Annotated in this window: 20 protein-coding genes and 1 rRNA gene; 12 read left to right on the top strand and 9 right to left on the bottom strand. The window is 43.6% G+C overall.

Annotated elements, in window-relative coordinates:
* Positions 1 to 153 precede the first annotated feature (153 nt).
* The 8 genes from noc to rpmH form a co-directional block, all read right to left on the bottom strand.
* Positions 154 to 972, bottom strand: a complete 819-nt coding sequence (gene noc / locus ACFQ3J_RS16325; protein ID WP_251583160.1) for a nucleoid occlusion protein — start codon at positions 970 to 972, stop codon at positions 154 to 156.
* A 775-nt stretch (positions 973 to 1,747) separates the two neighbouring features.
* Entirely contained in the window at positions 1,748 to 2,473 is a 726-nt protein-coding gene (rsmG, locus tag ACFQ3J_RS16320; protein ID WP_251583162.1) for a 16S rRNA (guanine(527)-N(7))-methyltransferase RsmG, read from the bottom strand.
* A 2-nt stretch (positions 2,474 to 2,475) separates the two neighbouring features.
* On the bottom strand, positions 2,476 to 4,362 hold the full coding sequence (gene mnmG / locus ACFQ3J_RS16315) for a tRNA uridine-5-carboxymethylaminomethyl(34) synthesis enzyme MnmG (protein ID WP_091159846.1): 1,887 nt from the start codon (positions 4,360 to 4,362) through the stop codon (positions 2,476 to 2,478).
* Positions 4,363 to 4,572: 210 nt separating this feature from the next.
* Entirely contained in the window at positions 4,573 to 5,949 is a 1,377-nt protein-coding gene (mnmE, locus tag ACFQ3J_RS16310; RefSeq protein ID WP_251583165.1) for a tRNA uridine-5-carboxymethylaminomethyl(34) synthesis GTPase MnmE, read from the bottom strand.
* A gap of 116 nt (positions 5,950 to 6,065) precedes the next feature.
* The gene (jag, locus tag ACFQ3J_RS16305) at positions 6,066 to 6,770 is read right to left on the bottom strand and encodes an RNA-binding cell elongation regulator Jag/EloR (RefSeq protein WP_091159843.1); all 705 of its coding nucleotides are present in this window, start codon (positions 6,768 to 6,770) and stop codon (positions 6,066 to 6,068) included.
* A gap of 33 nt (positions 6,771 to 6,803) precedes the next feature.
* On the bottom strand, positions 6,804 to 7,673 hold the full coding sequence (locus tag ACFQ3J_RS16300; protein ID WP_091159842.1) for a YidC/Oxa1 family membrane protein insertase: 870 nt from the start codon (positions 7,671 to 7,673) through the stop codon (positions 6,804 to 6,806).
* An 82-nt stretch (positions 7,674 to 7,755) separates the two neighbouring features.
* Complete coding sequence (gene rnpA / locus ACFQ3J_RS16295) at positions 7,756 to 8,109, bottom strand: ribonuclease P protein component (protein ID WP_091159840.1); 354 nt, start codon at positions 8,107 to 8,109, stop codon at positions 7,756 to 7,758.
* 174 nt (positions 8,110 to 8,283) lie between these two features.
* On the bottom strand, positions 8,284 to 8,418 hold the full coding sequence (gene rpmH / locus ACFQ3J_RS16290) for a 50S ribosomal protein L34 (protein WP_379293418.1): 135 nt from the start codon (positions 8,416 to 8,418) through the stop codon (positions 8,284 to 8,286).
* A 508-nt stretch (positions 8,419 to 8,926) separates the two neighbouring features.
* On the opposite strand from rpmH, the gene ACFQ3J_RS16285 reads away from it, so the two are divergent.
* From ACFQ3J_RS16285 to gyrB, 9 genes are all read left to right on the top strand, one after another.
* Positions 8,927 to 9,595: a GntR family transcriptional regulator gene (locus ACFQ3J_RS16285; protein WP_251583167.1), complete on the top strand. Its 669-nt coding sequence runs from the start codon at positions 8,927 to 8,929 to the stop codon at positions 9,593 to 9,595.
* Positions 9,596 to 9,789: 194 nt separating this feature from the next.
* Positions 9,790 to 11,151, top strand: a complete 1,362-nt coding sequence (locus ACFQ3J_RS16280) for a GntT/GntP/DsdX family permease (protein ID WP_091159835.1) — start codon at positions 9,790 to 9,792, stop codon at positions 11,149 to 11,151.
* A gap of 127 nt (positions 11,152 to 11,278) precedes the next feature.
* On the top strand, positions 11,279 to 12,826 hold the full coding sequence (gntK, locus tag ACFQ3J_RS16275) for a gluconokinase (protein WP_379293415.1): 1,548 nt from the start codon (positions 11,279 to 11,281) through the stop codon (positions 12,824 to 12,826).
* A 536-nt stretch (positions 12,827 to 13,362) separates the two neighbouring features.
* Positions 13,363 to 14,709 (top strand): chromosomal replication initiator protein DnaA, encoded by a 1,347-nt coding sequence (gene dnaA, locus ACFQ3J_RS16270; RefSeq protein WP_091159832.1) that lies wholly within the window; start codon positions 13,363 to 13,365, stop codon positions 14,707 to 14,709.
* A 218-nt stretch (positions 14,710 to 14,927) separates the two neighbouring features.
* Positions 14,928 to 16,070, top strand: a complete 1,143-nt coding sequence (gene dnaN / locus ACFQ3J_RS16265) for a DNA polymerase III subunit beta (protein ID WP_251583171.1) — start codon at positions 14,928 to 14,930, stop codon at positions 16,068 to 16,070.
* A 54-nt stretch (positions 16,071 to 16,124) separates the two neighbouring features.
* Positions 16,125 to 16,343: a S4 domain-containing protein YaaA gene (gene yaaA / locus ACFQ3J_RS16260; protein ID WP_251583172.1), complete on the top strand. Its 219-nt coding sequence runs from the start codon at positions 16,125 to 16,127 to the stop codon at positions 16,341 to 16,343.
* 56 nt (positions 16,344 to 16,399) lie between these two features.
* Positions 16,400 to 17,512 carry a DNA replication/repair protein RecF gene (gene recF / locus ACFQ3J_RS16255; protein ID WP_251583173.1) on the top strand — a complete coding sequence of 371 codons (1,113 nt, stop codon included), beginning with the start codon at positions 16,400 to 16,402 and terminating at the stop codon, positions 17,510 to 17,512.
* A gap of 15 nt (positions 17,513 to 17,527) precedes the next feature.
* The gene (gene remB / locus ACFQ3J_RS16250; RefSeq protein ID WP_047912550.1) at positions 17,528 to 17,776 is read left to right on the top strand and encodes an extracellular matrix regulator RemB; all 249 of its coding nucleotides are present in this window, start codon (positions 17,528 to 17,530) and stop codon (positions 17,774 to 17,776) included.
* Between the two features lie 144 nt (positions 17,777 to 17,920).
* The gene (gene gyrB, locus ACFQ3J_RS16245; protein WP_091159825.1) at positions 17,921 to 19,831 is read left to right on the top strand and encodes a DNA topoisomerase (ATP-hydrolyzing) subunit B; all 1,911 of its coding nucleotides are present in this window, start codon (positions 17,921 to 17,923) and stop codon (positions 19,829 to 19,831) included.
* Positions 19,832 to 19,972: 141 nt separating this feature from the next.
* Here the strand turns inward: gyrB and ACFQ3J_RS16240 are convergent, their stop codons facing one another.
* On the bottom strand, positions 19,973 to 20,755 hold the full coding sequence (locus ACFQ3J_RS16240) for a YheC/YheD family protein (protein WP_170862515.1): 783 nt from the start codon (positions 20,753 to 20,755) through the stop codon (positions 19,973 to 19,975).
* Positions 20,756 to 21,141: 386 nt separating this feature from the next.
* Here ACFQ3J_RS16240 and gyrA point away from each other — a divergent pair, with 386 nt between their 5' ends.
* The 3 genes from gyrA to ACFQ3J_RS16225 form a co-directional block, all read left to right on the top strand.
* Complete coding sequence (gene gyrA / locus ACFQ3J_RS16235; protein ID WP_091159821.1) at positions 21,142 to 23,706, top strand: DNA gyrase subunit A; 2,565 nt, start codon at positions 21,142 to 21,144, stop codon at positions 23,704 to 23,706.
* A gap of 190 nt (positions 23,707 to 23,896) precedes the next feature.
* Complete coding sequence (locus ACFQ3J_RS16230) at positions 23,897 to 25,009, top strand: HD-GYP domain-containing protein (RefSeq protein ID WP_251583174.1); 1,113 nt, start codon at positions 23,897 to 23,899, stop codon at positions 25,007 to 25,009.
* A gap of 508 nt (positions 25,010 to 25,517) precedes the next feature.
* Positions 25,518 to 25,634: ribosomal RNA gene (locus ACFQ3J_RS16225) — 16S ribosomal RNA — on the top strand; the annotation flags it as partial.

The raw sequence follows: 25,634 nt of genomic DNA, 5'->3' as shown, positions 1-25,634 counted from the left end.
TACATTTATCAGATAGGCAGCGGCAGCCTTGATCCTTCATTTATACGCTCGTCATTCAAGATATGATTTGCTGACAATGCTCAAAATGAGTAATCCTTCCCCTCAATTCTGCTATCTAAAAAAGCGGCTAAATTGCCGCTTGAGAACTATACATTACTTGCGCTTAGGGATCTGAATCACGATTTCGTAATGATCTTCATGATCAGATTCCTTCGTCTTAATATCCATGCCTGAGCCAGACACCATATCTATGGACTGACGAATCGTATTCAATGCCAGACGTACATCCTTCGTAAAGGAGATACGTTTCGATTTCTTAACGGTTGTCGCTTCCTTATAAAAAGCAACTCTCGCTTCGGTTTGTTTAACATTCAGCTCTTTGCTGATGATTTCCTCTAACAATTTAAGCTGCAACTCCAAATTATCGAGTGACAATAACGCTCTGGCATGTCGTTCTGAAATTTTACGTACCATCAGTGCGTTCTTCACTTCCTCAGGAAGATGCAGGAGTCTAATTTTGTTCGCAATCGTTGACTGACTTTTCCCAAGACGCTGAGCAAGGCTCTCTTGTGTCAGCTGATGTAAATCTATTAATTTCTGATAGGCTACTGCTTCTTCTATGGCCGTAAGCCCTTCGCGCTGCAGATTTTCAATGAGAGCAATGGAAGCCGCTTGAGAATCATTGAATTCTCGTACAATCGCTGGGATATGCTCCATTCCAAGCTTCTTCACGGCACGCCAGCGTCTCTCACCAGCAATTATTTCATACTGGGAATTACGAATACGGACTACAATCGGCTGAATAACACCATGCGTTTTGATCGTCTGGCATAACTCATCAATCTTCTCGTCATCAAAAATCGTACGGGGCTGATACGGGCTGCTGACAATTTCGTTAATCGGAATTTGCTTTACTTCATCCCCGCTACTGCGTTCCGTCAAACCAAATAACTTAGAAAATTGTTCTTTCATTCCGTATATTACCACCTAATTTCATAATAGTGCCTTGAAGGACACTTCGCTGTCTTACCTTTCGCTTCGGTATACAAAGAATTGCAGCATGCTACACCTGACTATGTAAAGTTGTAAATTTCAGTAGGAATGGTGTTGATGCTCCACTTTATACGACATAAATATCACGATATCCCATCAGATTGAACCACAATTGAATTTCTAACATCCTCTACTACATAGATCAAACAGATGTCATGATCTCCCGTTCATTCTACTATGTATTCTATCACTTTTTCTCGGATAATCCTATTCAACTATAGATTTATTTCTTTCTTTTCCTCTATGAAAATTAGCTATGAAAACAAAGCATCGCCATACTAACTTCCTCTGTTTTTTCTGTTTGGCATCGTTTGAACTCGATAATGATGGCATTCGAAGGTTCTACAAGATGGAACAGATATCTCTATAGGCAAAAAAGAAAATTCATTTAACGATTCACTTTGCGTTTATTCGGAGCAAATGAGGTGTCGGGTGAGAGTTCAGGGGTCAACCAGAAAGGTGCCATTATCCAAAGAGGATAAGCTCATTCAACACCTTTACACATTAATTTATCATCATGCAAGGACGCTGCTTCGCCATAATCATTTGTCAGGCATCCCGTTCACCCACGAGGTAAGGAGAGTATATCGTCTCCTAGGGACTGAAATGGACCTTCTTGATCGCCCCGTTAATGACAAACGTCCAGTCCTCAATAAAAAAAGAGAATGTTTCACGTGAAACATTCTCTTTCTCACTATTTAACAAGCGGCATTTTCAGAGGCATTCCAGGTTTCCGAGGATACTTCTTCGGTGTATTGCTTGTTTTACCTATCACAATAATATGTCTTGCAGATTCTTCAACCGGCAGCTGGAAAGCATGAGTGTCGATCACCCTCGCCTTAAGCTCCTTCAGGCTAAACTCAGCATCCTGTAATTCTTCCGTAGGATCGCTCCCCTTCATGGCGGCAAAGATACCGTCTTTTCGAACAAAAGGTAAGCAGAATTCATTCAGTACAGCCAATCGGGCGACAGCTCGAGCCGTAACCAGATCATAGTGATCCCGATATCCTGTGCGTCTTCCCAGCTCTTCTGCGCGACCATGGATAAGCTCCACTTCTGTAAGCCCCAGGGTATCTACGATATGCTGAAGGAAGTTAATTCTTTTATTCAAGGAATCAATAATCGTAAGCTTCAAATGCGGATAACAAATCTTCAACGGAATACCGGGAAATCCGGCTCCAGATCCTATATCTGCAAGGGTATGAATCTTGTTCATATCCACATAAAAAGAAAGGGAAACGGAGTCATAAAAATGCTTCGTATAGACTTGCTCCCGCTCCGTAATTCCTGTCAAATTCATTTTTTCATTCCAAGATACCAGTTCTTTAAAATAAAGCTCAAATTGCTCCAACTGTTTCTCAGTAAGAGAAATGCCATGCGAATCTAAACGATCCTGCAGCTGATGCTGTATTTGATCCATCGTTACCCCCTAGATGCAGTTACCCGATTGTAATGTTCCAAATACACGAGCAAGATCGATATATCGGCTGGTGTCACGCCCGAAATACGGGATGCTTGACCAATGGAGATCGGGCGAATCTTATCGAGCTTCTGTTTCGCTTCCATAGCTAGACCGTGTATATCACTGTAATCGATGGAGTCTGGAATTTTCTTCTTCTCCATTTTTTGAAGACGTTCTACATGGATCAATTGCTTCTCAATGTAGCCTGCATATTTAATCTGAATCTCTACTTGCTCCTTCATTTCCGCGTTCAGCTCATCAGGTGCAGGAGAGATTTGTTCAATAATGCTATACGTGATCTCAGGACGTCTCATAAGCGTAAGCAAGGTTGTACCATCTTGAAGTGGCGCTGAATTGAGGCTTGCCAGCAGTTCATTAACTTCGGATGGGCGAATTCTCGTTGTGCGCAGACGTTCAATTTCTTGATCTACTTTTTCCTTCTTATTCAGGAATCGCGCATAACGCTCTTCCGAGATCAAGCCAATTTCTTTGCCTAATGGTGTGAGGCGCAGATCTGCATTATCATGGCGAAGCAGCAAACGATACTCGGCGCGTGAAGTAAGCAAACGGTATGGCTCATTCGTCCCCTTCGTTACAAGATCATCGATAAGGACACCGATATAGCCCTGCGAACGATCAAGCACGACCGCCTCTTTACCTTGGGCTTTGCGTGCCGCATTAATTCCTGCCATAATTCCTTGTCCTGCCGCTTCTTCGTAACCGGATGTACCGTTAATTTGACCTGCTGTGAATAGACCGGGCAGACGCTTCGTTTCCAGAGAAGGAAGCAGCTGCGTCGGTACCATGGCATCATATTCGATCGCATAACCATTACGCATCATTTCTACATTTTCCATTCCAGGAATGGAACGAAGAACTTGAAGCTGAACATCCTCTGGTAAGCTGGTGGACAGACCTTGAACGTAATACTCCTTCGTATTCTTGCCTTCCGGCTCAAGGAAGATTTGATGCTTCGGCTTATCGCTGAAGCGAACAATCTTATCCTCAATGGATGGGCAATATCTTGGTCCCGTTCCCTCAATCACACCAGAAAACATCGGAGCACGGTGAAGATTGTCATTAATGATCTGATGGGTCACCGTCGACGTATACGTCAGCCAGCATGGGAGTTGTTCATTATCCGATCCTTCAGTCTCATATGAGAAGAATTTAGGCTCTTCATCGCCTGGCTGAATCTCTGTCTTCGAAAAATCAATTGTATCCTTATGCACCCGAGGCGGAGTTCCCGTCTTGAAACGAACGAGTTCAAAGCCCAGCTCCTTTAGATGATCCGACAGCTTGATGGAAGGCTGCTGGTTATTAGGACCGCTCTCGTACATCAGCTCACCCATAATCACTTTGCCGCGCAAATACGTGCCTGTTGTAATAACAACCGATTTAGCCCGGTATTCTGTACCTGTCTGGGTGATCACACCAACGCACTGTCCATCCTCTACGATCAGACGATCCACCATGCCTTGACGCATCGTCAGGTTCGGTTCCTTCTCCATCGTCTCTTTCATCGTATGCTGGTAAGAGAATTTATCTGCTTGCGCCCGCAGTGCATGAACGGCAGGTCCTTTACCTGTATTCAACATCCGCATTTGAATAAAGGTCTTGTCAATATTGCGGCCCATCTCACCGCCAAGTGCATCAATCTCACGAACGACATGTCCTTTAGCAGGCCCGCCAATCGACGGGTTACATGGCATGAATGCAATCATGTCCAGATTGATAGTCACCATCAGCGTCTTACAACCCATCCGTGCAGCAGCCAGCGCTGATTCAACACCGGCGTGACCGGCACCGACGACGATGACATCAAACGTTCCGCCATCATATCCCATTGTCCTTACCTCCTTATAATTTGGATCTATACAATAAAATCGGAAAACTATTCATCCGATTGATATAACCATAATACTTAAGCAAATCGATGCCCTTCTCAAGCACCATCCTCCATTATAACGAATCCCCATGCTGAAGTTAAGATGAAGGTTACTACATTCGTGTAAAAGGATCGTAGCATCGTAAGCTAACGTCTAACGGCTTATAGTTTATTTACCCAAACAGAATTGAGAGAAGATCTGATCAATCAAAGCATCATGTGCCGTATCCCCCACGATCTCTCCTAGATGCTCCCATGCCATTCGTACGTCGATCTGAATCATATCAATCGGAATATACTGCTCGGCTGCATCGTAGGCATCACGCAAAGATTGATTAGCCTTTTTCAACAGGGAGATATGGCGCACATTGCTCACATACGTCAGATCAGCCGATTCAAGGCTGCCGCTGAAGAATAGCTGGGAAATCGCTGCTTCGAGCGCATCAATTCCTTCCTCGGCTTTCACAGACATCGGGACAATGAGATCAGGATCTACGTAGCGCTCTAAAATCTCTCGATTGGCCTGTGCAGGAAGATCGATCTTATTCATTACGATAATGGCTTGTCTGCCTTTGATTTGTTCAAGCAATTCGATCTCATCATCATGAATCGGCTCGCTCGCATTTACTACCATTAAGATCAAGTCTGCTTCACTGAATGCTGTCCTTGAACGTTCTACCCCGATCTTCTCGACAATATCCATCGTCTCCCGAATACCTGCAGTATCCAGTAGCTTGAGCGGAATATTATTAATCGTAACAAACTCTTCAATGACATCTCGGGTTGTTCCAGGAATATCGGTCACAATCGCACGATTGTCCTGGGCGAGTGTATTAAGCAGCGATGATTTTCCGACGTTCGGTCTTCCTACGATCGCTGTCGTAATGCCTTCTCTTAATATTTTTCCTTGTTCTGCCGTTTTTAAAAGCTTAGCGATCTCATTCATCACAAAAGAGGATTTTTCTTTAATGAATTCAGAAGTGAGTGACTCCACATCATGCTCTGGATAATCAATGTTCACCTCGATATGAGCAAGCGTCTCAACCAGTGTGTGTCTCAAAGCTTTAATCTTGGAGGACAGTGAACCCTCTACCTGCTTCAATGCCACAGAGAATGCCCGGTCAGACTTCGAACGAATCAAGTCCATAACCCCTTCTGCTTGGGACAGATCAATTCTGCCATTCAAAAAAGCCCTCTTCGTGAACTCACCCGGCTCAGCGACCCGTATATTCATCTGAAGGAGCAAATCCATAATCCGTTTAACTGAAATAACGCCACCATGAGAACTAATCTCGACTACATCTTCTGTTGTAAAAGAGCGCGGAGCTCTCATTACAGTGACCAGCACCTCTTCAATATGCTCCTTGCTGTCTGGCTCTATAATATGTCCATAATGAACGGTGTGAGAATCCACAAGATGGAGTGGCTTTTTACTTTTGAATATTTTCTCCACTTCCGTAATTGAATCCGGTCCACTTACTCGAATCACAGCAATCCCTGCTTCACCAACGGCAGTGGAGATCGCAGTTATAGTATCACTAATCAAGATGTTCACCTACTTTACCATTTGTATAAAGACTCGCCCATACTATGAAAAAAGCAATGGCTCCCGCATCCCGCAGAAAGCCATTGCGTATTCGCAAAATTTCTCATTGAATTACATCATTTAGGTGTGATTACCACTCTACGGTTAGGCTCCTCGCCCTTACTGTAAGTCTTAATCTGACGGTGATGCTGCAGCTTCGCATGAATAACTTTGCGTTCCTGAGACGACATCGGTTCAAGAATGACTTCTTTCCCTGTACGAATGACTTGTCCTGCCAGACGTTCAGCGAGCTCCTCCAATGTTTTGCGGCGTCGCTGTCTGAAATTCTCTGCGTCCAGCACAATTCGGACAAAGCTTGAAGAATGCTTATTCGCAACGATGTTCGCCAGATATTGAAGTGCGTCCAGCGTCTGTCCTCGACGTCCGATGATCAGACCTAAATTATCACCGGTAATATTAAAGATTTTTCCATCTCTGTTCTTCTTTATATCAATATCTACCTCAAGCCCCATTCCAGCAGCAACTTCTCTGATGAATTCACTTGCCTCGTAATAGGGGTCTGCCTCAGACACAGCTGATACTGATTCTGTTAAGCTCAAATTTTGGATCCGGGCAGGCTCAGTTACGACGGACTCGCTCTTGCGTTTAGGTATAAGGGTTAGTTCCACTTTAGCGGGTTTAACGCCGATAAGTCCAAGAAATCCTCTGGATGGCTGCTCTAAGACGTTTAACGTAACTGATTCCCGGTTGACACCAAGTTCAGTTAATCCTTTCATGACAGCATCTTCTATCGTCTTACCTGTCGCAATGACGGTGGTCATATAGAACGCCTTGCCTCCTTCACCACAAGCGGATTACTTTCTTTTCTTCTTCTTTTTCTTGTTGATTTGCGATCTGTTAGCACCATTACCTGCTTTGGCTTGTCCCTTATTGGAGCTAGTCGCAGCTTGAACATTGGAAGCAGCCAAATGCTTATCGTTATTACGATACAAGAAGAAGTTTTGTACAATGGTATAAATGTTGGAATAGAACCAATACAACGGCAATGCAGATGCGAATTGGTACGACATGACGAACATCAGAATCGGATATACCCACAGCATGAATTGCATAGGACCTTGCTGCTGACTTGGGTTTTGCTTCATCATGTACCAGGTTTGGAACCACATCGTTACAGCAACGAGAACCGGCAAGACAAACAGCTTGTCTGGTGAGCCAAGCTCCATCCACAGGAACGTATGCTGACTGATATTGGAATTCATATAAATTGAATTGTAAAGAGCAATATATATCGGCATCTGGATGATCAAAGGTAGACATCCTGCCATCGGATTAACTTTATGCTCTTGGAATAGCTTCATTGTTTCCTGTTGCAGCTTCTCAGGGTTATCCTTGTACTTTGTTTGGATCTCCTTGATTAAAGGTTGAACCTTTTGCATGTTTCTAGAGCTTTTGACTTGTTTAATAGTTAATGGGAGAATTAACGTCCGGACAATAAGCACCAAGACCAGTATTGCTAAACCGTACTCTCCATTAAACCAATTCGCAAAAGTATCTAGAGCAAGTGAGAACCAGTAAACGACGTTACTTCTCCAAAATGAATCACTGTTTTTCAAGTCTTCTGTGGTCAGGTGTGCAGACGGATTCGTAGAACAGCCCGCTAGCACGGAGACCAAAGCAATGACAGCGATAAGAAGGAGCCATTTTCTACCCTTCATTAACATGAATCGCGACACTTCATAACCCCTCTCTTAACCTTTCCATTCCACCGTAAATAATACCATAATTAGAAGAACAAAGAAAACGCTATTTCAAGCCATTTTTCTTGAGCAGCGAAGCTTTTCGCAAGACATGAAGGATACTCTTCTCCATCTCTTGATAGCTCATGGAAGCAGCACCTTTTCTAACGATAAAAATAAGATCCATATGTTCTACTATTTCGGCTTCATGATGTCGAATGATTTCTTTAATAATCCTTCTAATGCGATTGCGTACGACAGCATTGCCTATCTTTTTGCTGCAAGATACGCCGACTCGAAACTGATCGACATCTTTGCGACGCAATCCATATACCACAAATTGATAGTTGGCAAAGGACTTTCCATAACGGTATACGCGATTAAAGTCGTCCCGGTTTCGTAAACGTAATCTCTTATGCACGAGCAATCTTCTCCTTGCTTACCTAGCAATCCTCAAAAATGAACATAACTAGTATAGACGATCCGCCACGAACATAAACGAATCGATCATATAGTGTAGTCCTACAATTATATTTATAAGTAAAATGAGCGATATTAAGAAAAAAAGACCACCGTAGTGGTCTTTATGCACGCATTACGCACTTAATACTTTTCTGCCTTTTAGACGGCGGGCTGCCAGAACTTTACGGCCGTTTTTCGTGCTCATTCTTTTCCGGAAACCATGATTTCTCTTGCGTTTGCTTACGTTCGGTCTAAACGTTGGTCTCATGTGTATGCACCCCCTTAAAGGAATCCTGTACAGATTGAACTATCTTGTAGAGCTTATGAACTGTATTAATTTGCTTAGCGCAATCCATAACATTATCGAAATTTAATCATTTTCATAAACACAGAAAATGCCTTTATACATTTAAACATGATCAAGTCAAAAAGTCAACTGGCTTCATATAGCTTATCATTTTTTACTTACGACATGTTTGTGTATTTTATTAAAATTGTCCACAACGCCAAAAAACATCTCTCGAAACAATTCATTTATACACATGTGGATAACCAATTTATCCTTAAAATTTTTCACTCCTTCATTGTATTTTATAGCTCCTCTGGCTATAGGCTGCTAACGCGATATTGTACTTATTTTGCCTCGTTTAAATTAGGAAAGTGAATTAAATTCTGCTTATTTTTCTTAAATTAATCGTTTACAAAACCTTTATTTATAGTGTAGGATAAGTCACAGCTAGTTGTATACATGTATACTTTTAGATGGGAGCGTCATCATGCGATATCCTGCTGCTTGGTTACAAGGAGAGTCTCTTGGTGAATTTATTGTAAGCGAATTACGACTGCAAATTATTAATGGCGCAATTCCGGTTGGAGAAGTTCTGTCTGAGAATCGAATCGCCAGTCAATTTGGCAGTAGCCGTTCTCCCGTTAGAGATGCATTTAAAACGCTTTCAAACGAAGGCTTGCTTCGATTAGAACGGATGGGCGCGGTCGTCCTTGGTCTTAGTCAACGGGATATGGATGAACTGTATGACGTAAGGTACCTTATTGAAAGCTTTGTCCAGGAGCGATTATCATCAGATTTGCCGGAGCAGCTGATCATGAAGCTGCAGCATATCATTGATAAGATGGAGCTCTCAGCAAAACATAAGGATTATGTCGAATTTGCTTACCAAGACTTAAGTTTCCATGAAACGATTATTATAGAAGCTAACCACACTCGAATGCTTCATTTATGGAAGAGCATCCGACAGATTATTATGACGGTTCTGCTGCTTACGACAGAGGAAGTTTTCTCGCACGGTCATGAGCGGATTGAAACGGTAATTGAGAAGCACCGAAGACTAATACGGGGGCTGCAAACCCGAGATTCTGAGGTTGTAGCGGATGAGGTTAAGCTTTATTTTGATGATTCAAGGCAAACTTTGCATAAAACATTATGATTTCTCTCCACAATAAGTACCTAGGTAATCAAATTGAGAAACGTGCAAGTGTTGTACTTTCTCTTTTTCGCTCAAACTTGTCGACAAGTATACTCGTATTCGATATGAAGTTTTTTAAGATGCTTTTGTAAGCGCTTCTCGTTTTACACGACTTACGAATTTTACTTTATTGGCTGAAAAGGAGATTTCGAATTATGGATAGTATTTTTGGACTTAGTCATACGGCAACGATGCTGATATGGACACTAATTACGATTGTTTTTCTTATCGTATTGATTTCTAAATATAAATGGAATCCATTCGTCTCCCTGTTAATATCCGCCTTAATGCTTGGATTGCTTACAGGAATGAACGCTGAAGACGCCATTAGCTCAATAACCGGCGGGGTTGGTGGAACACTCGGAACGATAGCCATCGTTATTGGTCTTGGTACAATGCTCGGTAAAATGATGGCCGAGTCCGGCGGGGCTGAACGTATTGCTACAACGCTGGTTAATCGGTTCGGTCAAAAACGTGTTCACTGGGCAATGATGATCGTTGGTTTTATCGTCGGTATTCCTGTATTTTTCGAAGTAGGTCTTATCCTGCTTATCCCTATTGTCTTTACTGTCGCGAGAAAAACGGGATTATCCATTATTAAAATTGGTATTCCCATTCTGGCCGGTCTCTCAACCGTGCACGGTCTGGTGCCACCGCATCCGGCTCCGATGATTGCGATTAAGGCATATAATGCAAACTTAGGTATGACTATTTTCTACAGTATCCTGGTCGGTTTGCCTACTGCAATTATCGCAGGACCTGTATTCGGTAATATTATTAGCAAAAGAGTACATGTTGAGCCTCCTGTAGAACTCGCTGAACAATTCTCATTGAAGAGCGAACGCGAGCTTCCTGGCTTTGGTATTACCCTGCTAACTATTCTGCTGCCGGTTATTCTTATGCTTGCCGGTTCAGTAGCGATGATTGTAGATCCAGCAGGTACAAATGGTCTTACGCATTTCCTTGAGTTCATCGGTGACGAAATTGTCGCGCTCCTTATTTCTGTCGTCTTTGCACTGTTCTCACTCGGGTTTGCACGCGGATTTAACAAAAGTGAAATTTCGAAGTTTACCAGTGAGTGTCTTGCTCCTACAGCAAGCATTATCCTGATCATCGGCGGCGGCGGCGCGTTTAAACAAGTTCTGATTGACAGCGGCGTCGGCAATGCGATTGCGGAGTTAGCTACAAGCATTAACATCAACGTTATTCTATTTGCATGGCTCGTAGCGGCACTGATCCGGGTTGCAACCGGTTCTGCAACAGTGGCAATGACGACAGCAGCCGGTATTGTTGCTCCGGTTCTTGCAATGTCTCCTGGTGTAAGCGTTGAGCTCGTTGTACTGGCCACAGGAGCAGGTTCCCTCTTCTTGTCCCATGTCAACGATGCCGGCTTCTGGATGATCAAAGAGTTCTTCAATATGTCTGTATCGCAGACGCTCAAAACTTGGTCCGTTATGGAATGTATTCTTTCCGTAGTCGCATTGATTCTTATTTTGCTGTTAAGCTTTGTCATCTAAAAACTTCATATAGTACACTGGATACATGTACACTTAAATGAGAATTGCCTAACACGAGCTGAACTGCTTGCTTCGTGTTAGGCAAATTGCGTTACCAATTATATTTTAGAAAGAAGGCTCTTACGTTATGAAATCATACATGCTAGGTATTGATATCGGGACAACGAGCACGAAATCGGTCCTGTTTGAAGAAAATGGACAAGTGGTTGCAAAAGCAAGTGAGGAATATCCGCTACACACCCCTGTTCCCGATGCAGCGGTTCAGGATCCGGAACAAATCTTCCATGCCGTTATGCATACGGTTAAGGAAGTTATGAAGACAAGTAGCATTGCACCTGATCAAGTGATGTTTGCTTCCTTTAGTACAGCTATGCACAGTATGATCGCGATGGGTGCCGCAGGAAATCCACTTACTCCATGCATCACTTGGGCGGATAATCGCAGTAATCAATGGGCGAGAAAATTAAAGGATGAGCTGAACGGACACGAAATCTATCGCCGCACCGGAACTCCGATTCATCCCATGTCCCCTCTTGCCAAGCTGCTATGGCTCAAACACGATCACAACGAGCTGTTTAGTCAATCGGCTAAATTTATATCGATCCGTGAGTACGTTACGTTTAAGCTGTTCAATGAATATGTTGTCGATCATTCTATTGCTTCTGCAACAGGGCTTATGAACCTTGAGCAGCTGGATTGGGATGAAGAAGCGTTGCAAATTGCAGGAATTACTTCAGAACGCTTGTCCACGCTTGTACCTACAACACATATTCTCGAGGGCTTGAATGAAAAATATGCTGCAGAAATGGGCTTGTCTGCTTCTACTCCTTTCGTTGTAGGAGCTACCGACGGCGTATTATCCAACCTCGGTGTGAACGCCATACGTCCTGGTGAAGTGGCAGCCACAATTGGGACGAGCGGAGCGATCCGCACCGTTGTAGACAAGCCGGTTACTGATCCAAAAGGACGTACTTTTTGCTATGCTTTGACGGAGAATCACTGGGTTGTCGGCGGACCAGTAAATAATGGAGGCATGATCTTCCGCTGGGTTCGTGATGAAATGGCGGCCAGCGAAATCGAAACCGCGAAACGTCTTGGCATTAGCTCGTATGATGTACTTACCCGTATAGCTGCACGCGTTAGCCCAGGTGCAGACGGACTGCTCTTCCATCCATTTTTGTCCGGTGAAAGAGCTCCACTATGGAATCCTGATGCCCGAGGCTCCTTCTTTGGCCTTACACTGCATCATAAGAAGGAGCATATGATTCGTTCTGTACTTGAAGGGGTCATTTTTAACCTCTATACGGTTCTGCTTGCCATGAAGGAACAAATGGGCCAGCCAAGCCGAATACTAGCAACAGGCGGATTTGCACGCTCTCCATTGTGGCGTCAGATGATGGCCGATATATTTGATCAGGAAGTCGTTGTGCCTGAGAGCTTTGAGAGCTCATGTCTCGGGGCTGTTGTCCTTGGTCTATACGCCACAGGACGCACAGATTCGCTTGAAATCGTCTCTAAGATGGTGGGGACCACTCATGCACACAAACCGGATCAAAACCATGTATCGATCTATCAAGAGCTTCTTCCCATCTTTATTCGTATATCCCGTAAGCTGACCGAAGAATATGAGGATATTGCTAAATTCCAGCGAGAGCATATTACAGCAACCGAATAGATTCAACAACTTGCGAAAGAGCCGATCATAATGATCGGCTCTTTCGCATATCCTAGATTGAAATAAGAAGACTTCGATTCATTTCCTCGTTTATCCACAGACTCACTTTGCCTGGATTTACACAGATCGTCTCCTGTTGTTCAACAGAATTCTTCAATACTGGAGGACAAGCTGTGAATAATCATTATCGCCTTTTGGGCGTTCTTGTCGAAAACTAAACAGATTATAAACAATATATAGTGTTGTGATTAAAAATTATACACAAGTTATTGAGTTTGTGGATAAAATCCTGAGATCCGTTGAAATATAAGCTTTCTTTTGCTATGATTATATTACTTTTGGATGTGAATATAAGTTTTAATCCATAATCTTATCAACAGCCTGTGGATAAAGTTGTGAACAATTTTGAGTTGTTCATTCTTTTTTTGTCTGACATCTTTTGGACACTGGGGATAAATTCTACAATATAAATTTTATTTCGACATTCCGCTCATGGCTCTGGGCCACATTTGGACGATTAAAAGGAGTGACAGTCTGTGGACAGCCATACATCCGAACTATGGCAGCAAATACTATCAATAATTCAAACCAAGCTTAGCAAGCCCAGCTATGACACCTGGTTTAAGGCGACAAAAGCCATTAAGTTGAATGACCAATTTATTGTCATCTCAGCACCCACTACGTTCGCTGTAGAGTGGCTGGAGAGCCGCTACACGAAGCTTGTCGGTTCAACGGTTTATGAACTGCTCGGAAAACAAGTGGACGTTAAGTTTGTCATAGAAGAACACAAGACGGCTGAGCCGGATCCGCAGCAAGTGGTCACACCTCCTCCAGCACCACCAGAAGAGGCTGTGGCACATATGCTTAATCCGAAGTACACTTTTGACACATTTGTCATCGGCCCGGGCAACAGATTTGCACATGCAGCATCACTGGCTGTTGCAGAAGCCCCTGCCAAAGCGTACAATCCGCTCTTCTTATATGGAGGAGTTGGACTCGGCAAGACACACCTCATGCATGCCATCGGGCACTACATTTTGGAGCATAACCCCAGCAGTAAGGTCGTTTACCTCTCATCGGAGAAATTCACGAATGAATTCATTAATTCCATCCGCGATAACCGTGGTGAGAATTTTCGCAATAAATATCGCAATGTCGACATTTTGCTGATTGATGATATTCAATTTTTGGCCGGTAAGGAATCGACACAAGAAGAGTTCTTCCATACATTTAATGCACTGCATGAAGAACACAAGCAGATCATTATCTCAAGTGACCGGCCTCCGAAGGAAATTCCGACGCTTGAGGAACGGCTGCGTTCCAGGTTTGAATGGGGACTTATAACGGATATCCAGCCTCCGGATCTCGAGACGCGAATCGCCATTCTTCGCAAGAAGGCGAAGGCCGAGAATCTCGATATTCCTAATGAGGCAATGATGTACATTGCCAATCAGATCGATACGAACATCAGAGAGCTTGAAGGGGCACTCATTCGTGTGGTGGCATACTCGTCTCTGACCAATCAGGACGTAACAACGCATCTGGCTGCTGAAGCACTCAAGGATATCATCCCATCAAGCCGTCCGAAGATTATTACTATTCAGGATATTCAGCAGAAGGTCGGCGAATATTACAATCTGAAGCTTGAGGATTTCAAGGCTAGAAAAAGAACCAAAGCAGTTGCCTTTCCAAGGCAAATTGCAATGTATCTGTCTCGAGAGTTGACTGACTTTTCCTTGCCTAAGATTGGAGAAGCGTTCGGGGGACGGGATCATACTACCGTCATTCATGCGCACGAGAAAATAACGCAATCGATAAAAAGCGATCAGGAACTTTTTAAAGTTATCAACAACCTTATCGAGAAAATCAAAAACCCAACTTAACAAGTACAAAGCCTATGCACAATCTGTACACATGTGGATAGGCTTAATTTTATGCCGTTTGTAGGGTTTATCCACATATTCAGTGCGCCTATTACTATTACTACTATTTTTTTAATAAATACTACACCAATATGAATACGTCTTAACGACGTCGTATACCGAAAAAATAAGTACGTTAGGCTGCAACATCAAGCTTATATTCCCCAAGGAGTGAAACTATGAAAATCAGCATATTGAAAAGCTACCTGAATGAATCCATTCAACATGTATCCAAGGCGATCTCCAGCAGAACTACGATCCCTATTCTTACCGGAATCAAATTTGATGTGAATTATCAAGGCGTTACGCTTACCGCAAGCGATACAGATATCTCTATTCAATCGTTTATCCCTTTAGAAGAGGATGGAAAAACAATTGTTTCTGTAGAACAAGCAGGAAGTGTTGTTTTACCCGCCAAGTTTTTTGTTGAGATTATTAAGAAGCTGCCATCTCAGGAAGTTCACATGGAAGTAAAAGACAACTTCAATACCTTTATTTCCGCTGGAGCCACCGAAATTCAGCTCGTTGGACTCGATCCGGAGGAATTCCCTGTTCTTCCTAGCATTGAAGAGAACCAAACCCTGTCGATTCCCGGCGACCTGCTCAAAAATATGATTAAGCAAACGGTGTTCTCCATCTCCACTCATGAGACAACACCTATTTTGACAGGAGTATTATGGAGTCTTGCTGATAATGAGTTCAAATTTGTGGCAACCGACCGCCACCGTCTTGCAACTCGCTCCGCACATATTGAAGGAGCCGAAGATATCAAATTCCACAATATTGTAATTTCAGGAAAAACGCTGAATGAGCTGAGTAAAATTATCCCTGATCAAAATTCGCTTGTTGATATCGTCGTTGCTGACAACCAGGTACTGTTCAAAATTGACCGTGTATTATTCTATACCCGCATTTTGGATGGAACTTATCCTGATACTTCTAGAATTATTCCGAGCTCCTACAAAACAGAACTGATTTTGGAAACGAAGAAGCTTAGTGAATCCATCGACCGCGCGTATTTGCTGTCTCGTGAGGAAAAAACGAACATCGTTCGCATGCAGACACTGGACAGCGGCGATATTGAAATCTCATCCAGCTCCTCCGAGCTAGGAAAGGTTCGTGAAGAACTTCAAGTGAAAGATTTTAAAGGGGAGCCGCTAAAAATCTCCTTCAACTCGAAATATATGCTTGATGTGCTTAAAGTGGTTGAGAGCGAGGAGCTTATGATTTCCTTTACCGGCGTAATGAGCCCGATTATCTTAAAGCCGACAGACAATAGTGCAAGTCAATATGTAATACTCCCTTACCGTACAACGAACTAGAGCTGTGCATTATTTTTTTGAAATAAAAGTTATTCACATGAGAGGAAGTTTTTCGTGAAAAAAATAGTTATCCACAGTGAATATATTAAGCTCGATCAGTTTTTAAAGCTGGCCGATTGTGTTCCTACCGGAGGAATGGCTAAAGCTCTGCTGCAGGAGCAGGCCGTGAAAGTAAATGGTGAGATCGAAGAGAGACGGGGACGCAAGCTGTATCCTGGAGATCTTGTAGCAGTTGATGGGGAAGGCGAGTTCCAAGTCGAAGAAGCGAAATAGATAAGCGAACACCTGCTGCTTCCTCAAGAGGCGAGAGGCAAGGGAGGATGTATAGTGTGTTTGTAACTGACATTGAACTGAATCAATACAGAAATTACGAGCATTTAAAGCTCGAGTCCTTCGGGCCTGTTAACCTGATTATCGGACAGAATGCCCAAGGCAAGACGAATTTGGTCGAGGCGATTTATGCTTTGGCACTAACCAAGAGCCATCGGACCGCCAAAGACAAGGAACTCATTCGATTCAATGCCTCGGGCGCGCATATCAGTGCACATGTGGATAGAAGGTACGGAACAATACAGCTTGATTTATCGTTATCTCAGCAAGGCAAAAAAGCAAAGATCAACGGACTGGAGCAGCGGAAGCTCAGTGATTTTATCGGCAGCCTGAATGTCGTCATGTTCGCGCCGGAGGATCTGGAGATCGTCAAAGGGACACCGGGGGTTCGCCGCCGGTTCCTTGACATGGAGATTGGACAGGTGGCTCCGGGCTATATTTATCATCTCCAGCAGTATCAGAAAATTTTGGTGCAGCGCAATAATCTGCTGAAGCAATTATGGGGTGCTCCTGAGTCTCAGCAGATGATGCTTAGCGTTTGGAATGAGCAATTAGCAGAACATGGTGTTAAAATCGTTAGAAAAAGGAAACAATTTATAAAAAAGCTGCAGAAATGGGCGGAAACGATTCATGAAGGCATTACAGGAGGCAAGGAGAAGCTTGAACTTGCTTATGTTCCATCCTTTGCCGATGCCCTAGAAGAAGATGAAGCTGTTTTATTAGACCTTTTTATGATAAAATTATCACAAACCAAGGATCAGGAGATCAGACGAGGCACAACACTGACCGGTCCTCATCGGGACGATCTATCCTTCTTTATTAACGGCCATGAAGTACAAACCTATGGATCACAGGGGCAGCAGAGAACGACGGCTCTATCACTCAAGCTTGCAGAGATTGAGCTGATCTGCGAGGAGATTGGTGAATACCCGGTTCTGCTTCTGGATGATGTACTGTCTGAGCTTGATCCATACCGTCAGACGCAGCTAATTGAAACGTTCCAGAGTAAAGTTCAGACGTTTATAACCGCAACAGGGGTTGAGACACTGAATACCAGCAAGCTCCATGATGCACATATCTATCATGTACAGGCTGGTCACGTGGAGCGTTAAGGAGATGAACGGACCATGTATATCCACTTGGGCGGAGACAAGATTATCCGCTCTTCCGAGCTCGTTGCTATTTTTGATATATCGATTGAAAAATCGTCCAAAATATCGAAGCAGTACATCACTTATTCTAAACAGGAAAAGAATCTGGAGATTATTGGAGAAGAAGAAGCGAAGTCGATTGTCGTAACCAAGAGTACCGTTTACTATTCCCCGATCTCTTCGACCACTCTCAAGAAAAGAGCGAATGTTCTAAGCGATATATAACGATCTAACGATCTATTGAGGAGTATCGTCATCTTGCGAAATATGTGCAAGGAGGCGGTACTTTTATAACGCATTTGGCACTTTTATATACAGTCATAACACAATTATCAGATCCACTCTAATCTAGTGAAGTAGGTGAAAGGCATGTCTATGAATCAACCGGCATATGGTGCAGATGAGATTCAGGTCCTTGAAGGACTTGAAGCCGTTAGAAAACGTCCAGGGATGTATATCGGCTCTACGAGCTCGAAAGGCTTGCATCACCTCGTATGGGAAGTCGTGGATAACAGTATTGATGAAGCTCTTGCAGGTTACTGCGACCAAATTGATGTTACGATCCACGAAGATAACAGCATTACCGTTGTTGATAACGGTCGGGGGATCCCTGTAGCAGAACAGGCAAAGATGAAGAAATCTGCCCTTGAGGTTGTTATGACCGTCCTTCACGCTGGAGGTAAATTCGGCGGCGGTGGATATAAAGTTTCTGGGGGTCTTCACGGTGTAGGTATTTCTGTCGTGAACGCTCTATCTAACAAGGTTAGCGTTATTGTTAAACGAGACGGGCATATTTATCAGCAGGAATATCGCCGTGGTGTTCCTGAGTATGATGTCAAAGTAATCGGTGATACCGACAAAACGGGAACAACGACCACTTTTTATCCAGATCCAGAGATCTTTACGGAAACGACCGTTTTTGAGTATGATATCCTGCTCACTCGTATTCGTGAATTGGCGTTTCTAAACAAAGGAATTGGCATCAGTATTACGGATGAGCGCTCCGGTGACTCAAGCTCGTTCCAGTACGAGGGCGGAATTAAGGAATACGTACAATATCTTAACAGCAAGAGAGAAGTTCTTCATGAGCAGCCGATCTATGTCGAAGGGCAGCGTGACAACATTCAGGTTGAGGTAGCCCTCCAATACAACGACAGCTATACAGAGAATATCTACTCCTTTGCAAATAATATTAACACCCATGAGGGTGGGACTCATGAGTCCGGCTTCAAGAGTGCATTGACACGGATCATTAATGACTATGCACGTAAGGCTGGCGTAATTAAGGATAATAGCGGCAACCTGACTGGAGATGACGTGCGTGAAGGACTGACAGCCATTATCTCTGTCAAGATCCCGGAACCGCAGTTTGAAGGACAAACCAAAACCAAGCTCGGCAATAGTGAAGTGCGCGGGGTCGTGGAATCATTGTTTGCTGAGAAGCTGCAAGAGTTCTTAATTGAGAATCCTTCCGTTTCCCGTCGGATACTGGATAAAGCCCTGCAAGCGTCCAGAGCGAGAGAAGCAGCACGTAAAGCGCGTGAGATGACTCGACGTAAGAGTGTTCTTGAAGTTAGTGCTCTGCCTGGTAAACTTGCTGACTGCTCATCGAAGGATGCTTCGATCAGTGAGCTGTACATCGTTGAGGGTGACTCGGCAGGTGGATCGGCGAAGCAGGGACGAGACCGCCATTTCCAAGCGATTTTGCCGCTCCGTGGTAAGATTCTGAACGTAGAAAAAGCGAGACTCGATCGTATTCTCTCGAATGCTGAGATTCGGGCGATTATTACAGCGCTCGGCACAGGGATCGGCGATGATTTCGATATCGATAAGGCCAGGTACCATAAAGTCATTATTATGACCGATGCCGACGTCGATGGAGCACATATCCGGACCCTTCTGCTCACTTTCTTCTACCGCTACATGCGCAAAATTATTGAAGCAGGCTTCGTGTATATCGCACAGCCGCCGCTCTTCAAGATTGAGCGCAGTAAGACGGTCCGCTATGCAGGTTCTGAGGCAGAGCGTGACCTAATCCTTAAGGAGTTCGGTGAGGGTGTTAAGGTCAATGTACAGCGTTACAAGGGACTGGGAGAGATGAATGCGGGTCAGCTGTGGGAGACCACGATGGACCCAGAGAGTCGTACGATGCTTCAGGTGTCCATTGGGGATGCGATGATCGCAGATACAATGTTTGATACCCTGATGGGGGATAACGTAGAGCCTAGACGTGACTTCATTCAAGAAAATGCGAGATACGTCAAAAATCTCGACGTTTAATATTCATTTTAACCATGTGTTTACAGTAGGGGCCGGTATGGCCCCTTTTTTCAAGTTTGCAGACGGGAAGGCAGCTGTTAACTTCTATAGCAGGAAGTGCATAGCAGCTTATTCGCGAATGCTAGCTTTTGCTGCAAATGGCTACATCCGTACTCTACCGTAGGCTCTAGCATATTTTTTGATTTTTCGATAGATGCTCTTGTCCGGCAAATAGCCGAACACATATAAACCAGGAGACGTATTGACCTCAAGAATCCAGGGTCTAACTTTCTCATCAAGGGCAATGTCGAGTCCGAGCTCCTTGATACCAGGATAGTTCTTTTCCATCTGTTTCGCTGTTTTGAGAGCCAGAGAGTTGAGTTCTTTCTTGAATTTCTTGGTCCCGGATTCACCGAGATAGGGTTTTAACAAGGCTTCAAAAGAGGCGATATGACCGCCGCCGTTGATGTTAGTCACGATTTTTCCTTTTGCAGCGACCTTACCAATTATTCCGGTAGCATCCCATTGACCCTTGGGATTCTTTTGAGCCATCACTCTTAGGTCGAATGGGCAGCCCTGATGCTTAAGAAGTCTGATTCCGCGTTGGATCAAATACGACTTTCCATTCATTCGTTTTTGTATCTTTTGATGCAGGGATGAAATACTAGTGTACGTTTTTTTGGTTTTTTCATAGTGGAGAACATGTTCAGAATCATCTGATGAACCGGTCTCATCACTGCTAGAGTTTATTTTCTCTACCCGCATAATTCCTTTGCCATGGGATCCATGCTCTGGTTTCACATATACCGTACGGTGGGAGTTCATCATTTTCTCCAGATTATTTTGATTGTACTTACGAGTTTCTGGAACATAGGCAGCAATCTGTGGATCTTTTAAGAGAACGGCTGTCTTTTTCCATTTGCTTGAGACACGTCGAATGCTCACTAAACCACTCCTTCGAATGCTGAATTGAACGTATCTAATAAAATCGAGAAGTATCATGCTTGCTTGAGGAAAACCATAGGACAAGGAGAAAAATCAATGGTATAATAGAGGAATATGGCGTTTTGTGTGGATATGAGTAATATTGTGCAGCTGAATGTCCATCTTGAATCTTTACAGTATATGGTTTGCTGTTCAAAACAGGAAGGGCATATCCCTATAGATAGGTTCAATTAGAAGCGTAAATACGTTTAATAATGGGCTTTTTGTCTAGGCTAGTAATAGAGAGAGAAGCAGTGGAAGATTTGGGCGTTAAAGCCTTGTTAGGCTTTTCACAAATACATTTTCAGCTTAACAATGTTGTTTGATAGACAAGAAGGAGGTCCAGCATGGCGGATCAAAATAACTCGCAAATTAAAGACCGCGATATTGGCGAAGAAATGCGCGAGTCCTTTATGGACTATGCGATGAGTATCATCGTCAGCCGTGCTTTGCCTGACGTTAGAGACGGGCTTAAACCAGTGCACCGTCGGATTCTGTTTGCAATGTCGGAGCTTGGAATGGCACCTGACAAGCCTTACAAGAAATCAGCGCGTATCGTCGGCGAAGTTATCGGTAAATATCACCCGCATGGAGACTCGGCCGTATATGAAACTATGGTGCGGATGGCCCAAGATTTCTCCATGCGTTATATGCTCATTGATGGTCATGGCAACTTTGGTTCCATTGATGGAGATATGGCAGCGGCAATGCGTTATACGGAAGCCCGTTTGTCCAAAATCGCGATGGAAATGCTCCGTGATATCAATAAAGATACGATAGATTTTCAGGCTAACTATGACGGAGAAGAGCACGAGCCTATCGTCCTCCCTGCCAGATATCCCAATCTGCTCGTAAATGGTGTAGGCGGGATTGCTGTAGGGATGGCAACGAACATTCCTCCGCATAATTTGGGAGAAGTCATTGATGGAGTTCATGCAATGATTGAGAATCCTGATATTACTTCTCTTGAGCTAATGGATTATATTCAAGGTCCTGACTTCCCGACCGCTGGCTTCATTCTTGGCCGTTCAGGTATTCGCCAGGCTTATCAAACAGGCCGCGGAACGGTTACGATGCGTGCGAGAACGACCATTGAAGAAGTGAACAACAAAGCTAGAATTATCGTCCATGAAATTCCTTATCAAGTGAATAAAGCACGTCTTGTAGAGAAGATTGCAGAGCTTGTACGGGAGAAGAAGATTGAAGGTATTACGGATCTTCGTGATGAGTCGGATCGCAGCGGTATGCGAATAGTGATTGAACTCCGCCGCGACGTAAATCCGAATGTTGTGCTTAATAATCTGTATAAGCATACATCCATGCAATCCAATTTCGGTATAAACATGCTGGCCATCGTTAACAACGAGCCTAAGATTCTGAGCCTGCGCGATGTTCTGTATCATTACTTACAGCATCAAATTACCGTTATTCGCCGTCGTACGGAATATGAGCTGCGCAAAGCGGAAGCTCGTGCACATATTCTCGAAGGTTTGCGAATTGCCCTGGATCATATTGATGAGATCATCGCTTTGATTCGTGCTTCAGCAACGACTGATGCAGCGAGAGAAGGATTGATTGAGCGGTTTGAGCTTAGTCATGACCAGGCACAGGCTATTCTTGATATGCGTTTGCAGCGTCTTACAGGACTTGAACGCGAGAAGATTGAGAACGAATATAACGAGCTTCTTGCCAAGATTGCAGAATATCGCGAGATTCTGGCTAATGAGCATTTGGTGCTTGAAATTATTCGTGATGAGCTGCAAGAAATCAAAGAACGTTACAATGATGAGCGCCGCACGGAGATTACGGTAGGTGAAGAAAGCATTCTTGATGAGGATCTGATTCCGCGCGAGGATGTGGTTGTCACGATTACGCATACCGGTTACATTAAGCGTCTTCCGGTATCCACATACCGTTCGCAGAAGCGAGGCGGCCGTGGTGTAGTGGGTATGGATACCAAGGACGAGGATTTCGTTGAGCATTTGTTTGTAACCAATACTCATAATTATCTGATGTTCTTTACGGATAAGGGTAAGGTATACAGGCTCAAAGCTTATGAGATTCCTGAGCTTGGCCGTACCGCAAGAGGAACACCGATCATTAATATGATTCAGATCGAACAAGGGGAAACGGTCAACGCGGTAATTGAGGTTGAAGATTTTGAAAGCGAACAGTTCTTGTTCTTCGCCACCAAATATGGCGTTGTGAAGAAGACCCCACTTGACGATTACGTGAATATCCGCAAGGGCGGACTTATAGCCATTCACTTACGTGAGGACGATTCACTTATTGAAGTGAAGCTTACCGATGGCAAACAAGAGATGATTCTCGGTACAGCTCACGGCATGTCCATTCGTTTCTCTGAAGATGATGTTCGTTCGATGGGACGAAGCGCGACAGGGGTCAAAGGCATAAACTTGGACGAAGAGGATTCCGTCATTGGTATGGATATTGTCGATCCAGAGCTTGAGGTTCTAATTGTCACTGCTAACGGATACGGCAAACGCACACCGGTGTCTGACTATCGTATTCAAAGCCGTGGCGGTAAAGGAATCAAGACGATTAACATTACGGAGAAGAATGGTCCAGTCGTCAGTCTGAAAGTCGTGAAGAATGAAGAAGACTTGATGATCATAACGACAAGCGGTACACTAATGCGCATGAGTATGGAGGGAATCTCGACGATGGGTCGTAACACTCAAGGGGTGAGACTCATTCATACACGTGAGGACGATTCCGTGGCAACTGTATGCAGAACAGATAAAACAGAAGAAGAGGAATTAGAGTCTCTTGAAGATGTAGCTCTTATTTCTGAATCAGATGCCTTGTCTGATGATGTAACAGATCCAGTCATAGAGGAAAGTGAAGAGAGCGGACTTGTCGATTCGGACACAGATTCCGATAATGAATAATAGAAGCTAAGAGATCCCATGCTGGGGTCTCTTTTTTTTGGAGCAATGAACTGAATTCGAACAACTAATAAAAAAATGCTTTGGTCAAAAACTCGCAATATACACATGTTACTTGTAGGGATATAATGGAAATTACAATCATAATTTTAACTTTGCTAGATAACTGAGTTAGGAACGGAGCGTTAGCGTAATGGTTATGATGTCAATTATTGAATTGAAGCCAGGGATAAAGCTGGCTAAAGATGTACATACACCGCTGGGAGGACTCCTTTTATCCAAAGGGAGAGTGATCCTTCCTCGTGATCTAGAAATTTTAAGAGCTTTTCTTGTACAGACCGTAGAAGTAGATATGAATACAGTGAATTTTTCAGAAGGAGGATCTTCATATAGCGCTCAGGAACAGCAGGAGAAACAATTACAGGTAGAAGAAGAAATTGCAGAGATCGCAGTAATTACAGCAAATCTTACTTCTTTTGAGGAAGAATATGAACGTATGGTTGCTTTGACAAAGAGGGCTTTTAAAGAAGCAGCGGCATTAGAAGTCCCTGTTTTTGAGCTTCGCACACAATTATCGATTCTTATATTACATTTAAAAAACTATCAAGTGCTTTATTTTAGTCCACGCTCGATAAAAAGAGACGAGTATATGTACCATAATGCTGTTTTGACCGCACTAACTTCCTATTTGATTGCGCAGTGGTGTGAGCTGCCTCAAAGAGACTTGGTTCAGGTTGCTCTGGCAGGTTTGCTTCATAACATCGGCAATATTAAAGTCTCACCTGAGATATTGTTCGGTACTAAACCGCTGAGCAAAACTGAAGAGGAAGAAGTAAGAAAGCATACGACCTATGGTTATACAATTCTTAAGAATGTAAGAGCCATCAATGATGGAGTTAGATTATCCGCACTGCAGCACCATGAAAAAATCGACGGATCTGGTTATCCGCTGCGGCTGGAGGGGCATCAGATCCATACGTATTCGAAGATTGTTGCAGTAGCAGATATATTCCATGCGATGACATTAGAAAGACCTTATAAGAGCTCACAATCGCCTTACCTGGTGCTGGAGCAAATTATGCAGGAGTCGTTCGGTAAGCTCGACCCGAAGATCGTACAAACCTTTATCCGTAAAGTCACACAATTTCATAATGGAACAGTAGTGGAACTTAGTGATCACCGCAGAGGCAGTATTATATTTACCGATCGAGATCATCCGACACGCCCGATGGTAGCCGTAGAAGGAGCAATCGTAAATCTGGTAGCAGAGCGGCAGCTCTATATCAAACGAGTTATAATTGAGTAATAAATAGAGGGTATCTTCATCTAGATTATAGAAGGGGATTCCCTCTATAGTAGATAAAACAATAGAATAATAAATTATATAAAAAAAGTGTTGCATTATAATTATATACATGATATATTCTAATTCCGGCCAAGAAATAAGTCGTTCAAACAAGAACACAGCAAGTAAGCTTCGATCAGAAGTTGAATAAAAACTTTAAAAAAAAGCTTGCATTTCGAAACCGGACATGATATGATATAAAAGTTGCTGACGACGAGAGTTGAAAAGCGACAAAGTTGATCTTTGAAAACTGAACAACGAGTGAGAAGCATTTTCTTCGAAAATGCTTAGCGAGATCATTCGGTACGCGTCGCAAGACCGTATGAATGATGGAGCAAAATAAAGAGAACATAATGTTCTCGTCAGTTTTTCTAAATGAGCATATCGCTCTTTTCAATATTCGTTAAGAATCATCCGCTCTTACGAGATGGACCGAATCTTAGCGGGTCGATGTTGCTGGACAACATCTTTATTGGAGAGTTTGATCCTGGCTCAGGACGAACGCTGGCGGCGTGCCTAATACATGCAAGTCGAGCGGAGTCGATGAGGAGCTTGCTTCTCTGAGACTTAGCGGCGGACGGGTGAG

Origin of the sequence: Paenibacillus provencensis, from assembly GCF_042678545.1 — a bacterium.
GTDB classification, from domain to species: Bacteria; Bacillota; Bacilli; order Paenibacillales; family Paenibacillaceae; genus Paenibacillus; species Paenibacillus provencensis.
This window is presented reverse-complemented; position numbering and strand designations above follow the sequence as displayed.

What these genes read in the sequence shown, in the direction of transcription:
- noc (WP_251583160.1), bottom strand. Translation starts at nt 972, where the DNA reads ATGAAAGAACAATTTTCTAAGTTATTTGGTTTGACGGAACGCAGTAGC.
- rsmG (WP_251583162.1), bottom strand. Translation starts at nt 2,473, where the DNA reads ATGGATCAAATACAGCATCAGCTGCAGGATCGTTTAGATTCGCATGGC.
- mnmG (WP_091159846.1), bottom strand. Translation starts at nt 4,362, where the DNA reads ATGGGATATGATGGCGGAACGTTTGATGTCATCGTCGTCGGTGCCGGT.
- jag (WP_091159843.1), bottom strand. Translation starts at nt 6,770, where the DNA reads ATGACCACCGTCATTGCGACAGGTAAGACGATAGAAGATGCTGTCATG.
- ACFQ3J_RS16300 (WP_091159842.1), bottom strand. Translation starts at nt 7,673, where the DNA reads ATGTTAATGAAGGGTAGAAAATGGCTCCTTCTTATCGCTGTCATTGCT.
- rpmH (WP_379293418.1), bottom strand. Translation starts at nt 8,418, where the DNA reads ATGAGACCAACGTTTAGACCGAACGTAAGCAAACGCAAGAGAAATCAT.
- ACFQ3J_RS16285 (WP_251583167.1), top strand. Translation starts at nt 8,927, where the DNA reads ATGCGATATCCTGCTGCTTGGTTACAAGGAGAGTCTCTTGGTGAATTT.
- ACFQ3J_RS16280 (WP_091159835.1), top strand. Translation starts at nt 9,790, where the DNA reads ATGGATAGTATTTTTGGACTTAGTCATACGGCAACGATGCTGATATGG.
- gntK (WP_379293415.1), top strand. Translation starts at nt 11,279, where the DNA reads ATGAAATCATACATGCTAGGTATTGATATCGGGACAACGAGCACGAAA.
- dnaN (WP_251583171.1), top strand. Translation starts at nt 14,928, where the DNA reads ATGAAAATCAGCATATTGAAAAGCTACCTGAATGAATCCATTCAACAT.
- remB (WP_047912550.1), top strand. Translation starts at nt 17,528, where the DNA reads ATGTATATCCACTTGGGCGGAGACAAGATTATCCGCTCTTCCGAGCTC.
- gyrB (WP_091159825.1), top strand. Translation starts at nt 17,921, where the DNA reads ATGTCTATGAATCAACCGGCATATGGTGCAGATGAGATTCAGGTCCTT.
- gyrA (WP_091159821.1), top strand. Translation starts at nt 21,142, where the DNA reads ATGGCGGATCAAAATAACTCGCAAATTAAAGACCGCGATATTGGCGAA.
- ACFQ3J_RS16230 (WP_251583174.1), top strand. Translation starts at nt 23,897, where the DNA reads ATGGTTATGATGTCAATTATTGAATTGAAGCCAGGGATAAAGCTGGCT.